Source organism: Pseudomonas sp. Ga0074129 (genome assembly GCA_001465025.1).
Classification (GTDB): domain Bacteria; phylum Pseudomonadota; class Gammaproteobacteria; order Pseudomonadales; family Pseudomonadaceae; genus Aquipseudomonas.
The window spans coordinates 1-14966 of sequence record LNDO01000117.1 but is presented as its reverse complement, the minus strand read 5'-3'; the positions used below and the strand labels follow the sequence as shown (position 1 = coordinate 14966).

The 14966-nt window shown below is 58.7% G+C and carries 10 protein-coding genes, 1 tRNA gene and 2 pseudogenes; 3 read left to right on the top strand and 10 right to left on the bottom strand.

What is annotated here, in order from left to right; genetic code table 11:
- Positions 1-137 precede the first annotated feature (137 nt).
- On the top strand, positions 138-2048 hold the full coding sequence (locus AUK77_RS18410; RefSeq protein WP_296132711.1) for a diguanylate cyclase: 1911 nt from the start codon (positions 138-140) through the stop codon (positions 2046-2048).
- 112 nt (positions 2049-2160) lie between these two features.
- A complete protein-coding gene (locus AUK77_RS18405) occupies positions 2161-4065 on the top strand; it encodes a diguanylate cyclase (RefSeq protein WP_296132709.1) in 1905 nt (634 codons plus the stop codon).
- 9 nt (positions 4066-4074) lie between these two features.
- Here the strand turns inward: AUK77_RS18405 and alr are convergent, their stop codons facing one another.
- The 8 genes from alr to rnr all read right to left on the bottom strand — a co-directional run bounded on the left by alr (position 4075) and on the right by rnr (position 12345).
- Positions 4075-5178, bottom strand: coding sequence for an alanine racemase (gene alr / locus AUK77_RS18400; RefSeq protein ID WP_296132743.1), 1104 nt, complete (start codon positions 5176-5178; stop codon positions 4075-4077).
- A gap of 40 nt (positions 5179-5218) precedes the next feature.
- Complete coding sequence (gene dnaB / locus AUK77_RS18395; RefSeq protein WP_296132707.1) at positions 5219-6613, bottom strand: replicative DNA helicase; 1395 nt, start codon at positions 6611-6613, stop codon at positions 5219-5221.
- A 117-nt stretch (positions 6614-6730) separates the two neighbouring features.
- The gene (gene rplI / locus AUK77_RS18390) at positions 6731-7177 is read right to left on the bottom strand and encodes a 50S ribosomal protein L9 (RefSeq protein WP_296132706.1); all 447 of its coding nucleotides are present in this window, start codon (positions 7175-7177) and stop codon (positions 6731-6733) included.
- Between the two features lie 21 nt (positions 7178-7198).
- Positions 7199-8092, bottom strand: coding sequence for a hypothetical protein (locus AUK77_RS18385; protein WP_296132703.1), 894 nt, complete (start codon positions 8090-8092; stop codon positions 7199-7201).
- Between the two features lie 36 nt (positions 8093-8128).
- Positions 8129-8359, bottom strand: a complete 231-nt coding sequence (rpsR, locus tag AUK77_RS18380; protein ID WP_069519637.1) for a 30S ribosomal protein S18 — start codon at positions 8357-8359, stop codon at positions 8129-8131.
- Positions 8360-8387: 28 nt separating this feature from the next.
- Positions 8388-8810, bottom strand: coding sequence for a 30S ribosomal protein S6 (gene rpsF, locus AUK77_RS18375; RefSeq protein ID WP_069519638.1), 423 nt, complete (start codon positions 8808-8810; stop codon positions 8388-8390).
- A gap of 248 nt (positions 8811-9058) precedes the next feature.
- Positions 9059-9811: a 23S rRNA (guanosine(2251)-2'-O)-methyltransferase RlmB gene (gene rlmB, locus AUK77_RS18370; RefSeq protein ID WP_296132701.1), complete on the bottom strand. Its 753-nt coding sequence runs from the start codon at positions 9809-9811 to the stop codon at positions 9059-9061.
- Positions 9808-12345, bottom strand: coding sequence for a ribonuclease R (rnr, locus tag AUK77_RS18365; protein WP_296132699.1), 2538 nt, complete (start codon positions 12343-12345; stop codon positions 9808-9810). The genes rlmB and rnr overlap by 4 nt, the downstream gene beginning before the upstream one ends.
- Before the next feature lie 201 nt (positions 12346-12546).
- On the opposite strand from rnr, the gene AUK77_RS18360 reads away from it, so the two are divergent.
- Positions 12547-12633, top strand: a tRNA-Leu gene (locus AUK77_RS18360).
- Between the two features lie 130 nt (positions 12634-12763).
- Here the strand turns inward: AUK77_RS18360 and AUK77_RS18355 are convergent.
- Positions 12764-14623, bottom strand: a pseudogene (locus tag AUK77_RS18355) (methyl-accepting chemotaxis protein); the annotation flags it as partial.
- A 14-nt stretch (positions 14624-14637) separates the two neighbouring features.
- Positions 14638-14859: pseudogene (locus tag AUK77_RS18350) on the bottom strand (transposase domain-containing protein); the annotation flags it as partial.
- Positions 14860-14966: the final 107 nt, after the last annotated feature.

Genomic DNA, 14966 nt, shown 5'->3' with positions numbered 1-14966 from the left:
AATATAGCACAAAATTTAACCAAACCCGACCTCTGCAGTCGGATAATTTGCGTGTTTTGCGCTAGCTAAAGGGTAGTGGCTAGCGGCTATACTCGGGCCACAACATCGGCGCCCGAGAGCCGAGACAGGGAGTTCATGTGCTACTGCGCCAAGCCTTCGCGTACATGCTGATGCTGGGCCTGCTGTTGATCAGCAGCCCGGCGCTGTCTGCCGTGCAATTGACCGCCGAAAGCAGTGGTTTGCCGCTCAATCCTTACATTGAGTTGCTCGAAGACCACAGCGCGCAACTGAGCATTGCAGACATGGCCGACCCGGCCATTCAAAGCCGCTTCCAGCCTGCCAATGGCCGCGCCAGCGTTGGTCAAAGCCGTAATCCCTGGTGGATTAAAGTCACCCTGCAACGCACCGCCGATGCACCGAGCGACTGGTGGCTGGAGGTCAACTCCGTGACTCAACTCGATCTGCGGCTGTATCTGCCGGATGAGCACGGGGCATGGCAGGCGCGCCAATCGGGCGAGCGCGTCAGTCACGCAGAAGGCCGTGATCGCGCGTTTCGTCACATGCTGTTCAAGCTGCCAACACTGACGCAGCAACCCCTGACGTTTTACCTGCGCACCTACGACCCAGCCGGCAATTCCTTCCCCATGAAAGTCTGGCAACTGGACGACCTTACCCAGCAAGCCAGCGAAGAGAACCTCGTCCTCGGCGTGGTCTACGGCATCATCGCCGCGCTGCTGCTGTACAACCTGTTCATCTTCCTCAGCCTGCGCGACTCGGCCTATTTTTGGTACGTGTTGACCACCGCAGCGGCCTTGCTGATGATCCTCAGCATGAGCGGTCATGGCTTCCAGTACCTGTGGCCGAATCATCCGGTGCCGTTCTGGCTGGATCGTGTCACGCTGCCATCGCTGTGGGGCCTATGCGCCTGCCGATTTACCCAATGCCTGATGCAAACCCGCATTTATGTGCGCTGGGCACACCACCTGCTGACGTTTGCCTGCGTCTGCTATGTCATTGCTGTGGTTCTGGAAGGTTTAGGGCAGCGCCATTCAGCGGCGTGGATTATTGCCTTGCTATCGCTTACCAGTATTCCGGCCGCCCTCGGCTCAGCGCTGATTCGCTGGCGGCAGGGCTATTTCCCGGCCTTTCTGTACCTGTGCGGCTACGGGTTGATTCTTGGCAGCATCAGCCTGGCCTTAATGCGCACCACCGGCCTGGTGCAACCGGCCGCCTGGAATGCCTATGTCTTTCCCTTGTCGGTGGCCGCCGAATCCATTCTGTTCTCCTTCGCCTTGGCCTACCGCATCCAAACACTGAAACAGGAAAAAGCCGAAGCGCTGGAGCAGGCTGACCGTGAGAAAACTGCTCGCCTGACTCAGATCCAGAGCAGCGCCGATGAACTGCAACACGCGGTTAACCTGCGCACCAGCGAACTGGCCAGCGCCAACGCACAGCTCAAAGAGCGCGAACAAGCCCTGCAGCACGCCGCCTTTCACGACCCCCTGACCGAACTGCACAACCGTCGTTTCCTGGTCGAGCGCTGTGAAACGGCACTGGCCAACGCCCGCCGCCACCATGAAACCACAGCCCTGCTGCTGATCGACCTGGATCACTTCAAGCCCATCAATGACAAGTACGGCCACGCCGCTGGCGACATGATGCTGCAAAGCATTGCCCGGCGCCTGCGTGAACATGTGCGTGCCGGTGACACCGTCGCGCGCCTAGGTGGCGACGAGTTTGCAGTGCTGGTCTGCGGCCAGGATGCCGAGCCCCATGCACGTGAAATCGCCGAACGCCTGCTCGACGAACTGGCCAAGCCGGTGATGTTTGGTGCCGAACGCCTGACGGTCTCCATCAGCATTGGCGTGGCCTTGTTTCCCAAGCACGCCAACAACTTTTCGACGCTGTACAAGGCGGCGGACGAAATGCTCTACAAGGTCAAACTCCGCGGCCGTTCCGGCTTCGCCGTGTATGGCGAGGAAGGCGAGTTAAGCAGCGACACCCGCCTGCACTTGGATGTACTGAGCGTGCCCAGCGGCTTAAGTTGATATCAGTCAATCATGCGCTTAAAAGGTGGCCATCTGCCCTCAACTTGCAGATTACAGACTGACTCACTGCCTATACTCGTGGCATAAGCCATTCAAAATCAGGACGTGCGTCGTGCCGCGCCTTATCTACTCGTTAGCCTTGTTTATCGGCGTTATGTGCAGCCATGCGCTGGCGGCTCCCGTGGTATTGACCCCTTCAAGCAGTGGCAGCAGCCTCAATGGCAGCATTGAGCTGCTCGAAGACATTGGCGGGCAACTGAGCATTACCGACCTGGCCGACCCTGCCGTGCAGGCGCGCTTTCAGCCGGCCGCCGGACGCACCAGCGTCGGCCAGAGCCGTAACCCCTGGTGGATCAAAGTCAGCCTAGAGCGCGGTGAGGCGGCGCCCAGCCATTGGTGGCTGGAAGTGGGCGCGGTCACCTTGCTCGACTTGCAGTTGTTTATGCCGACTGCAAACAGCCAATGGCACATGCGTCAGGCTGGTGAGCGCGTCAGCTTTGCCGCAGGCCGTGACCACGATTATCGCCGTGCGGTGTTCAGCCTGCCGCCGCTGGAGGAGCAACCGCTGACCTTTTACCTGCGCACCTACGATCCGGCCGGCAACTCCTTCCCGCTGCGCATTTGGCAACTGCACGATCTGGAACAACTGGCCAAACGCGAACACCTGATCTTGGGCCTGATCTACGGCGTCATACTTGCCCTGCTGCTGTACAACCTGTTTATTTTGCTGGCCCTGCGCGACCCGGCGTACTTCTGGTATGTACTGACCATGGCCGCCTCGCTGGTGTTTATTCTCAGCATGAGCGGCCACGGCTTCCAGTACCTCTGGCCCGACGACGCGGTACCCCGGTGGCTGGACCGAGTCACCTTACCGATTCTGGTCAGCCTGGGCATCCTGCGGTTTGCCCAAGTGCTGCTGTCGACGCGAACCACACTGCGCATCGCCCATCACATCCTGAGTGCCTGTATTACCGTCTACCTGCTGGCGATTGCATTGAATCTGGCCGGCTACCGCAGTGAAACCAGCGTGCTGATCGGCCTGATCCCGCTTGTCACCGTACCCACCCTGCTGCTCAGCGCGGCCATTCGCTGGAAGCAAGGCTTTGTGCCGGCCATTTTCTACCTGCTCGGCTATGGCAGCGTGTTGTTGAGCTTTGTGATTTTGGTGCTGCGCGCCGCCGGCGTGATACAGCCCGGTGAGTCCACGGCGTATCTGTTTCCGCTGGCGGTTGCCGCCGAAGCCATCCTGTTTTCCTTTGCCCTGGCCTACCGCATTCAAATCCTCAAGCAGGAAAAGGCTGACGCCCTAACGCTGGCCGACCATGAAAAGAGCGCACGCTTGGCTCAAGCGCATGCCAATGCCGCCGAATTGCAGCGCTCCGTGGAGCAGCGCACCGCCGAGTTGGCCGCCACCAACGAACGCCTGCTCGAGCGCGAGCGCGACCTGCAACATGCCGCCTTCCATGACCCACTGACCGAACTGCCCAATCGACGCTATCTGGTAGAGCGTTGTGAAGCGGCCCTGGCCCACGCACGCCGTCACACTGAAACGGTGGCCTTGCTGCTGATCGACCTCGACCACTTCAAGCCGATCAATGACAAACATGGCCATGATGCCGGCGACCTGATGCTGCAGAACATTGGCCTGCGCCTGCGCGAGCATGTCCGCGCAGGCGATAGCATCGCGCGCCTGGGCGGCGACGAGTTTGCCGTACTGGTGTGTGGTAGCGACGCAGAAGCCCATTCACGCGATATTGCCGCACGGCTGCTGGACGAGCTGGCCAAGCCGGTGCTCTACGGTGCAGAACGCTTAACCGTGACTATCAGCATTGGCGTGGCGCTCTACCCGCAACATGCCGGCACCTTCACCGCGCTGTACAAGGCCGCCGACGAAATGCTCTACCGGGTAAAAAGCCGAGGCCGCTCGGGGTGGGTGATGTGCGGTGAAGACGGCGAACTGAGCGACAGTGCGCGCCTGCACCTGGATGTACTCAACGTACCCAGCGGACTGCTCTGATGCAGCCTCTCAACCATGTCGATAGCGGCGCGGCACGCGCGCCGTAACCTTGCTGAGCAGTTCATAGCCGATGGTACCGGCTGCTTGCGCCACCTCATCGACCGGCAGTTGCGCCCCCCACAACTCCACCGCGTCCCCCTCACGAGCACTGGGCATGTCAGTAAGATCGACCGTCAGCATGTCCATCGACACCCTGCCCACCAAGGGTACTCGCTGGCCGTTGATCAACACCGGCGTACCGCTAGGGGCGTGTCGCGGATAGCCATCAGCATAACCACAGCTCACCGTACCGATGCGCGACGCCCGCTCGGCACGCCATGTACCGCCATAACCAACGCCCTCTCCGGACGCAATATCGCGGCAAGCAATCAACTGAGCGGTCAGGCTCATGGCAGGCCGCACACCCAGTTCGGCCGCACTCAGATCAGCAAAAGGCGTGGCGCCATACAGCATGATCCCCGGCCGCAGCCAATCCATATGCGCCGCCGGGATGGTCAGAATCGCCGCTGAGTTGGCCAGCGAACGCTGGGCAAAATCCAGATCCAGCAGATCGAGAAAACGCTCTAACTGCAGTTCGGTCACTTCACTGCCGCGTTCATCGGCGCAGGCAAAATGGCTCAGCAGGTTCAACTCGGCGACTTGTGCCGCGCCGTTTAAGCGGGCGTGCCACTCACGCAGTGCTTCGGCGCTAAAGCCTAACCGATGCATGCCACTGTCGAGTTTTAGCCAGACATTAAGCGGCCGCGCCAATTGTGCCGCCAGCAACTGCTGGGCCTGTACCTCAGTGTGCAGCACGACATCCAGGCCGAGCTGTGCGGCAAACAGGTAATCCTGCGCGGCAAAACAGCCCTGCAGCAGCAAAATGCGCGCCTCGCCATGCAGGGCGCGCACCTCCGCCGCTTCTTCCAGGCTGGCCACGGCAAAACCATCCGCCACATCATGCAACGCAGTGACCACTTCACGCGCACCATGCCCATACGCATTGGCCTTGACCACCGCAAACACCTGCCGCCCCGGCGCGCAGCGTTGAGCCACAGCGTAGTTGTGAGCAATGGCAGACAAATCAATGGTGGCGACAAGCGGGCAGTTTAACCACTGGTCGCCCGTTTTTATTGATCTGACGCGTTAACCCCGCGCATTTGCGCTGGCAGCGCTACTCGTCGTCGAACTGATAACTGCCCGGCGCGAGGTTTTCAAAGCGCGAATACTTACCGAGAAAGGCCAGACGCGCCGTACCCAGCGGGCCGTTACGCTGCTTACCAATGATGATTTCAGCCACACCCTTGAACTCGGTCTCCGGGTGATACACCTCGTCGCGGTAAACGAACATGATGATGTCGGCGTCCTGCTCGATCGCTCCCGATTCACGCAAGTCCGAGTTGATTGGGCGCTTGTTAGGTCGCTGCTCCAACCCCCGGTTGAGCTGCGACAGGGCAATGACCGGGCAGTTGAACTCCTTGGCCAGCGCCTTGAGCGAGCGCGAGATTTCGGAAATCTCGTTCACCCGACTGTCACCGCTGGAGCCAGGAATCTGCATCAGCTGCAAGTAGTCGACCATGATCAAGCCGATCTCGCCGTGCTCACGCGCCAGGCGGCGTGAGCGCGCCCGCATTTCTGAGGGTGAGATGCCGGCGGTATCGTCGATAAACAACTTACGGTCGTTGAGCAGGTTGACGGCGCTGGTCAAACGCGGCCAGTCATCATCATCCAGGCGACCGGCGCGCACCTTGGTCTGATCGATGCGACCCAACGAGGCCAGCATACGAATCACGATGGATTCCGAGGGCATTTCCAGGGAGTACACCAGGATCGATTTGTCGCTGCGCATCAGCGCGTTTTCGACCAAGTTCATCGCGAACGTGGTTTTACCCATGGACGGACGACCCGCCACGATAATCAAGTCCGCCGGTTGCAGGCCGCTGGTTAGGTCGTCCAAATCAGAAAACCCGGTCGACAAGCCCGTGATCGCATCGCCGTTATTAAACAACTCGTCGATACGGTCGATGGCCCTCACCAGAATGTCGTTGATGCCCACCGGCCCGCCGGTCTTGGGGCGCGCTTCGGCAATCTGAAAGATCAGCCGCTCGGCTTCATCAAGAATCTCTTCGCCCGTACGGCCTTCCGGCGCATAGGCGCTGTCGGCAATTTCAACGCTGATGCCGATCAATTTACGCAGCGTGGCGCGCTCGCGGATGATCTGCGCATAGGCTTTGATGTTGGCCACCGACGGGGTGTTTTTGGCCAACTCGCCCAAGTAGGCCAGCCCGCCGACCTGAGACAGCTGCCCCTCTTTGTCCAACTGCTCGGACAGCGTTACAACGTCAAACGGCTGATTACGCTCAGCCAGTTTGTGCACCGCGCGAAAGATCAGCCGATGATCATGCCGATAAAAATCGCCATCAGAGACCTGATCCAACACCCGTTCCCAGGCGTTGTTATCGAGCATCAAACCGCCCAACACTGCCTGCTCAGCCTCAATCGAGTGCGGCGGCACTTTCAACGCGGAGGTTTGCAGATCGTATTGTTCGGGCAGGCTGATCTCGTTCATAAGGCTCTGGGCAAGAATGATGCGTAAGAAAAACAAAAGGCACGGCATCGCTTACGCAATGTCGTGCCCGATGTTAACGGGCCTGCACCTAAGTGCAAGCCCACTTTGGCGGTTCGCTTAGGCAGCGACCACAACAACCTTAACGGTTGCTTCAACGTCGCTGTGCAGGTGCACGGCTACGTCGTATTCGCCAACTTGGCGAATGGTGCCGTTCGGCAGACGCACTTCAGCTTTAGCCACTTCAACGCCAGAGGCGGTCAAGGCTTCAGCGATGTCGTGAGTACCGATAGAGCCAAACAGTTTGCCTTCATCGCCCGCAGTAGCGGTGATGGTGACTTCCAGTTCAGCCAACTGGGCAGCGCGCGATTCAGCGTAAGCTTTCTTATCGGCAGCCAGTTTTTCCAATTCAGCGCGACGTGCTTCAAACGCAGCCACGTTGGCTGGGGTTGCAGCAGTTGCTTTGCCGAATGGCAGCAGGAAGTTACGACCGTAGCCGGCCTTAACATTCACTTTATCGCCCAGGTTGCCCAGGTTGGCGACTTTTTCCAGCAGGATCAGTTCCATTTGGTAATAACCTCTTAACTTTTAACCTTCACCGTTCGCGGGGCCCGAGCCTTGTTTGCGCTCAAAACGACCACGAAAATCAAGCAGACTGTCGACGATGGCCAAAACCACCAGTAACGGATAAGTCAGCTGTAAAAACAGCAACAGCGTGATGTACAACCCAACCAGCCAAAACTTTGCCATCCGACCTTGCGCCACCAACCCATGCAACAGGGCGATGCCAGCAAACGCCAATGGCACACTGCACAGCGGCGTCAGCATCGCCATTTGCGGCCCAAGATTGGGCCCCAACAGCATGCCGACCAGCAGCAACATCGCCAGCGGGGTTGGGAGGCGCAGCGCGCGAAACTCGCGGCCAAAACCACCCGGGTTATACAACTGCGCCTGCCAGTAGCGCCCAAGAATCAGGCTCAACAGACTGACGATCTGCAACAACGCCGCGATCAATCCGGTCAGTACCGGTGCAATCAGGCTATCCAGGCGCGCTCGCTCATCCACCGACAGTTGTTGGTGAACCCCATCGAGCATTTGCGGCATCAGCTTTTGCAGCTCAAGCGCAATGGCCTCAATGGGTTCGCGGAACACCGCACCCAAGACCAACCCATACACCAAGCCCAATGCCACGCTGCATAACAGCACGCGATTCCAGGACGAATTAGCGCGTAACAACAACGCTAATCCCAGCGCCCCGAGCAACACCAACAGGGCGCGCGGTTCACCGAAATACCACCAGCCAACAGCCGGCAGCAGGGCCCAGGCGAGGATGCCTGCGGCATCACTCCAACCACGCCGCAAAAGCACAAGGCTTCCAGCGGCAGCACTTAACCAGAACAACAGCGGCAAGGCCGCAGAAACCACCACTACAAGAGTGGCCTGCATACGGCCGCGCATAATGAATTCAGCTAAGGCGCGCATGCGATCTATCCCTTACTTTTTGTCGACTATCCGGTCTCAGCGGCCGTGGCTGTCGGTGTAAGGCAGCAGGGCCAGGAAGCGGGCGCGCTTGATAGCGGTAGCCAGCTGACGCTGATAACGAGCCTTAGTACCGGTGATACGGCTAGGAACGATCTTGCCGGTTTCCGAGATGTAAGCTTTCAGCGTGTTGAGATCTTTGAAATCGATCTCTTTCACTTCTTCTGCAGTAAAACGGCAGAATTTACGACGACGGAAGAAACGTGCCATGAGAGTGGCTCCTCAATAGATCCGTGGATTACTCGTCAGCGTTATCGCTGTCGCTGTTGTCGCTGTCATCGCCATCGGCAGAATCAGCGCTTTCAGGACGATCACGACGCTCGCGGCGCTCGCTACGATTTTCCTCAGCCTTCAGCATTTCGGACTGATCGGTTACGGCTTCGTCGCGACGGATGACCAAGTTACGGATCACAGCATCGTTGTAACGGAAGTTGTCTTCCAGCTCAGCCAGGGCTTTGCCAGTGCACTCAACGTTCAACATCACGTAGTGAGCTTTGTGGACGTTGTTGATGGCGTAAGCCAGCTGACGACGACCCCAATCTTCCAGGCGGTGAATTTTGCCGCCGTCTTCTTCGATCAGCTTGGTGTAACGCTCAACCATGCCGCCGACTTGCTCGCTCTGGTCCGGGTGAACCAGAAAGATGATTTCGTAATGACGCATAAATGCTCCTTACGGGTTGTAGCCTGCCGCAAAATACGGTCAGGCAAGGAGTGAATATCACTTGTTTGTCTTGCTGAAACAGAAAGGCGCAAGTGCGCCCGCCATTACGGCAAGGGGCCGCATTCTAGTGAAGCGCCCACGCACAAGCAAGGTGAATTGGTGATTATTTGAGCAGTCGTAGGTTGGATTAGCGCAGCGTAATCCGGCAGGACGAGACCCACCCGGATTACGCCTTAGGCTAATCCAGGCTACGCCTTGGTATTTCCGCGCCGTTGACGCAAGGCCTCAAACAGGCACACGCCGGTGGCGACCGACACGTTAAGACTGCTGACGCTGCCCGCCATGGGCAGCTTGACCAGGTAATCGCAATGCTCGCGCGTAAGGCGACGCATGCCTTTGCCTTCAGCCCCCATGATCAGCACGGTCGGCCCGGTCAGATCCTGATCGTACACTTCCTGCTCTGCCTCACCCGCCGTACCAACGACCCATAGCCCGCGCTGCTGGAGCTTCTCCAGCGTGCGCGCCAAATTGGTCACCGCCACCAACGGAATCACCTCGGCCGCACCGCAGGCAACTTTGCGCACAGTCGCATTGAGGGTGGCGGACTTATCCTTCGGCACTATCACGGCCAACGCACCCGCGGCATCAGCGGTACGCAGGCAAGCTCCAAGGTTGTGCGGATCGGTCACACCGTCAAGCACCAACAGCAAAGGCGCGCCTTCGGTACGATCCAGCAACTCATCAAGCATGGCTTCACCCCACACCTGACTGGGGCTCACATCCGCCACGACGCCCTGATGCACACCCTCAACCCAGGCATCCATTTCACGCCGCTCGCACTGACCAACCGACACGCGCGCATCAGCCGCCAAAGCCAACAACACCTGCACGCGCGGGTCATTTCGCCCTTCAGCCAACCAGATCTGCTTGACCCGCTTCGGGTGGTGGCGCAACAAGGCCTCAACAGCGTGAACGCCGTAGATTTTTTCCAGCTGACTCATGACTTCGCCTTACGCTTACGCGCCCCAGCACCGGCCGCAGCCGGACTCTTGCGACTGGCGGCAGGCTTGCCGGTTTTCGCCGGCGCTCGCCCGCTATCAGATTTACCTGCAGCACCTTTGCCCGCTTTGCCTTTCGACTCATTGAGCAACGACTTCTTCAGCGCACGGCTCTTTTCAACATCGCTATTGCCAGGGGCGGCGCGCTCACTGCGACGACCTGTTTTACCAGCAGCCGATTCAAACCCGCCACGCCGCTGACCAGCCGGCATAGCTGTCTTACCTTCAGCCAGCTCGAAATCGATCTTGCGCTCGTCCAGATCAACCCGCATGACCTTGACTTCAACACTGTCGCCCAAGCGGAAACTACGCCCACTGCGCTCGCCCGCCAGGCGGTGATGCACAGGGTCGAAGTGATAGTAATCACCCGGCAAGGCGGTGACGTGCACCAACCCTTCGACATAGATGTCTTGCAACTCGACAAACAAGCCAAAGCCCGTAACAGCCGTGATCACGCCCGGGAACGTCTCACCGACGCGGTCTTTCATAAACTCGCACTTAAGCCAGTTCACCACATCACGAGTTGCTTCATCAGCGCGGCGCTCGGACATCGAACACTGCTCGCCCAACTGCTCAAGAATCGCATCATCGTAGGGATAGATACGCGCACGCGGCATGATCGCGGCACCGGCACGTTTAACGTGCGGCGTCTCAAGCTTGGAACGGATCACACTGCGAATGGCGCGATGGATCAGCAGATCCGGGTAGCGACGAATAGGCGAGGTGAAGTGCGCATAGGCCTCGTAGTTCAGGCCGAAGTGACCCTGATTGTCAGCACTGTAGACGGCCTGACTGAGCGAACGCAGCATCACGGTCTGGATCAAGTGATAGTCCGGACGTTCACGGATGCTTTCCAGCAGCAGTTGATAATCCTTGGGCGTTGGACCGTCCTTGGATTTACCACGGTGCAGCGACAAACCCAGCTCGGTAAGGAACGCTTTAAGCTTCTCCACACGCTCCGGCGGCGGGCAATCATGCACACGGTACAACGCCGGAATTTCATGCTTTTGCATGAAGGCCGCTGTGGCGACGTTGGCAGCCAACATGCATTCTTCGATCAACTTATGCGCATCATTGCGCTGGGTCGGGCGAATCTCGGCAATCTTACGCCCAGCACCGAAGATGATGCGGGTTTCCTGGGTTTCAAAATCGATAGCACCGCGCTCATGGCGCGCCGCCAACAACACCTGATACAGCGAATACAGCTGCTTGAGGTGCGGCAGCACTTCTTTGTATTCACCGCGCAGAGCTTTGCCTTCACTGCCTTTTGGCTGTTCAAGCATCGCACTGACCTTGTTGTAGGTCAGACGGGCATGAGAATGGATCACCGCTTCATAAAACTGGTAATCCGTCATCTTGCCGGTTTTCGAGATACTGATCTCGCAAACCATAGCCAGACGATCGACGTGCGGGTTCAGCGAGCACAAGCCATTGGACAACTCTTCCGGCAGCATCGGGATTACCCGCTCTGGGAAATACACCGAGTTGCCGCGAACTTGCGCTTCGGCATCCAGCGCCGAATCAATCTTGACGTAGTGCGATACGTCAGCAATGGCGACGTAGAGTTTCCAGCCACCGGAGAACAGGCGCCAGTTGCTGCCATTCTTCTCGCAATAAACGGCGTCGTCGAAATCGCGCGCGTCTTCACCGTCGATGGTCACGAACGGCAGATGGCGCAGATCAATGCGCTTCTCTTTATCCTTCTCTTCGACTTCCGGCTTGAGCTTTCGCGCTTCTTTGACCACGGCTTCAGGCCAGACATGCGGAATGTCATAACTGCGCAGCGCGACGTCGATTTCCATGCCGGGCGCCATGTAGTTACCCACCACTTCAACCACGTCACCCTGGGGCTGAAAGCGCGGCGTTGGCCAGTGAGTAATCTTCACTTCAACAAACTGACCCTGCTTGGCACCCGCATTGCGACCCGGCGTGACCAGCACTTCCTGCTGGATCTTCGGGTTATCGGCGACGACAAAGCCCACGCCGCTCTCTTCGTAGTAACGTCCAACGATGCTTTCGTGGGCACGGGCGATCACCTCAACAATGGCGCCTTCGCGACGACCACGGCGGTCAAGCCCGGAAACCCGAGCCAAAGCGCGATCACCATCAAACACCAAACGCATTTGTGCTGGGCTTAAAAATAGGTCGTCTGTACCGTCATCTGGCACCAGAAAACCAAAGCCGTCACGGTGACCACTGACGCGACCCAGAATCAGATCAAGCTTATCAACCGGGGCATAAGTGCCACGCCGGGTATAGATCAGTTGGCCGTCGCGCTCCATCGCACGCAAGCGACGACGCAAAGCTTCCAACTGCTCATCGCTGACCAAGCCAAACTCATCGGCCAGCTCTTCACGGGCCGCAGGAGAGCCGCGCTCGTCCAGATGCTGAAGAATCAGCTCGCGACTTGGGATGGGGTTTTCATATTTTTCCGCTTCACGAGCGGCCTCAGGATCGAGGGATTGCCAATCGGCCATTAGAGAGAATTCGCCTTTTCTTTATAGAGTCGGTTTGCCATGTGCCTATTGAAGCGCGAAAAGCCCTCGGGGTCAGCATTACACGACAATAATTTTTCATACCCGGGGCTTTACAAGGTAAAAAGCCAACCGTATAGTTCGCGCCCACAGCGTCGAGCAGACGTTGTAACACGGAACAGATGAGCAATCATTCGTTTCAGTGCCCAGGTGGCGGAATTGGTAGACGCGCTGGTTTCAGGTATCAGTGATCGCAAGATCGTGGAAGTTCGAGTCTTCTCCTGGGCACCAAATTCAAAAAAACCGAGCTTAGCTCGGTTTTTTATTGCCTACAGAAAAGCAGCCCCCGCCTGACGACATCTGTCAGCAAAACATCCATCATGCCCTCGGCAGCCCATTGGGTTAGGCCAAAGCTTAAACCTTAAACCTTAAACTGCCCTAGGCTGGCCTTGAGCCGCTTCGCCAACCCATCCAGCACACGCCCACTGTTGGCTGTTGCCGCAACCGCCTCAGCGGCGCGCTGCGCCTCCAGGTGAATAACCTCTACCCGCCCGCGAACGGCATCCGCCCCCTCCGCCTGATGAGCCGCCGCCTCAGTAGCCACATTGATTGCACCATGCACCTCCTCCACCGCAGCGCGCACCGACTGCTGCACCCGCGCACTTTCACGCAACGCGGCCAGCCCTTGATCCGCCTGCCTACCGGCCTGACCAATCGCATCAACGGCCTCACGCGCCCCCTGCTGCAAGGCACCGATATGCGTCTGAATATCACCTGTCGACTGCTGAGTCTTGCTGGCCAAGGCCCGCACCTCGTCAGCCACAACCGCAAAACCGCGACCACTTTCACCCGCGCGCGCCGCCTCAATCGCCGCATTGAGCGCCAGCAGATTGGTCTGTTCGGCGATGGAGCGGATAACGGTGAGCACCACCTCAATCTGCTCACTCTGTTTGGCCAGGCGCTCAATCACCGAAGCCCCAGTGTCGACTCGCAACACCAGCTCCTCTATCGAAGCACCAACACGCTGGGCAATTTGCGCATTCTCATCTGCAGCCTGGCGAATGGAACTCACGCGCTGAGACGCCTCGCGCATGGCCTGACTTTCAGCCTGCGCCTGCCCCGCCATTTGGGCCAAGGCCTGCAGACTCCCAGCCACCTCGTTGCGCTGACGCTCAGCTGCAGCTTCAGCGGCCGCGCTGCGAGCAGCAAGGCTGGCAATTTCTTGACCGGTCATGGAAGCCACTTCGCCCGCCTCACGCACGATTGGCTGTAGCTTGGCGACAAAGCGATTGACCGCCGCAGCCATATCACCAATCTCATCACGACTATTGAGCTCAACACGCCGAGTCAAATCACCCTCCCCGGCGGCCCAGTCATTCAATACGGCAATGAGCGTGTGTAACTTGCTGACGACGCGACGCCCCAACACGACAGCCAAAAGCAACAAGATACCCAGCGCCACAACAATCAGACCCACACTGATGTTCCAGCGCAAGCTGTCAGCCGCCTGCCGTACAACATCACGACTGCTCTGCTCCATGCCAGCAGCGGCTTCTTGTGCAACGCTTAATCGCGCCGCAAGTGCATCAGCACTGCTTGCAGCCGCACCACTGAGGCTGTCGGAAACCAGTTGACCACTGCTGTCAATCAGACTGACAAATCGCTGATCAAGCTTAGCCAGCTCCTCGTCCACCGAAGCGGTGGAAACCCCCAGAATGACCTTGCCGATATCAGAACCCATCGGGCTAATAACTGCCTCAGCAATGTAAACGCCCGGGTCGCCAGCAGCCGCCTGCAGTACCTTACCCAACGCGCCGTCACCCTCACCTTTGGCCATCAGCGCTCGCACGCGGGCATCCTGCCGATTGAGGTGACGCGTAAGGCGCTGGCCCTGCGCATCGACATATACCGCAAACAAAACAGCCGGATTGCGATGAGCCCCGCGCGCCAACTCAGTCAGCGCAGGCACATCAGCATCCCAAATTGCCTTGGGGGCCACAGCCGACAGGAGCTGCGCCAACTCATCAGCTGAACGCTTTAGGTTGCTATCAAGCACCGCACGGATTTGCGCCTGCTCCATGGCCAACCGCTCGGAAAGCCCCCGAGCCAGTTGCGTCTGCGTATTAACCGAAAGACTGTCCAAGCCACCGCGTACCTCATCACTAGCCTTGGTCAGCTCATCGACCAACCGCCCGGTATCGCGCTGCATGCCTGCAGCCAGATCACCCTCAAGCACGGCAACCGTGGTGCGCGTCAAAACCAGCGTAAGCGTCCGCCGAACTCACCTTGCGTGATTCAGGCAGGTACCCACTGATGCGGCAGTAGTTGGCCGATCTCACTCGCCCGCTGCGTCGGCAGTCGTGTCAGCACGTCCTTGAGATAGGCATACGGATCATGTCCATTCATCCGCGCCGACTGGATCAGGCTCATGATCGCCGCCGCGCGTTTGCCGCTGCGTAGCGACCCGGCAAACAACCAGTTCGAGCGCCCCAGTGCCCATGGCCGGATCTGGTTGTCGGGTAGTCATGCGGATTCCACGGTCATCTGGCCACCCATTCCATGAGCATCTGACCACCGATTCCACGCTGATCCGGCCACCCATTCCACGCGCATCCGGCCACTGA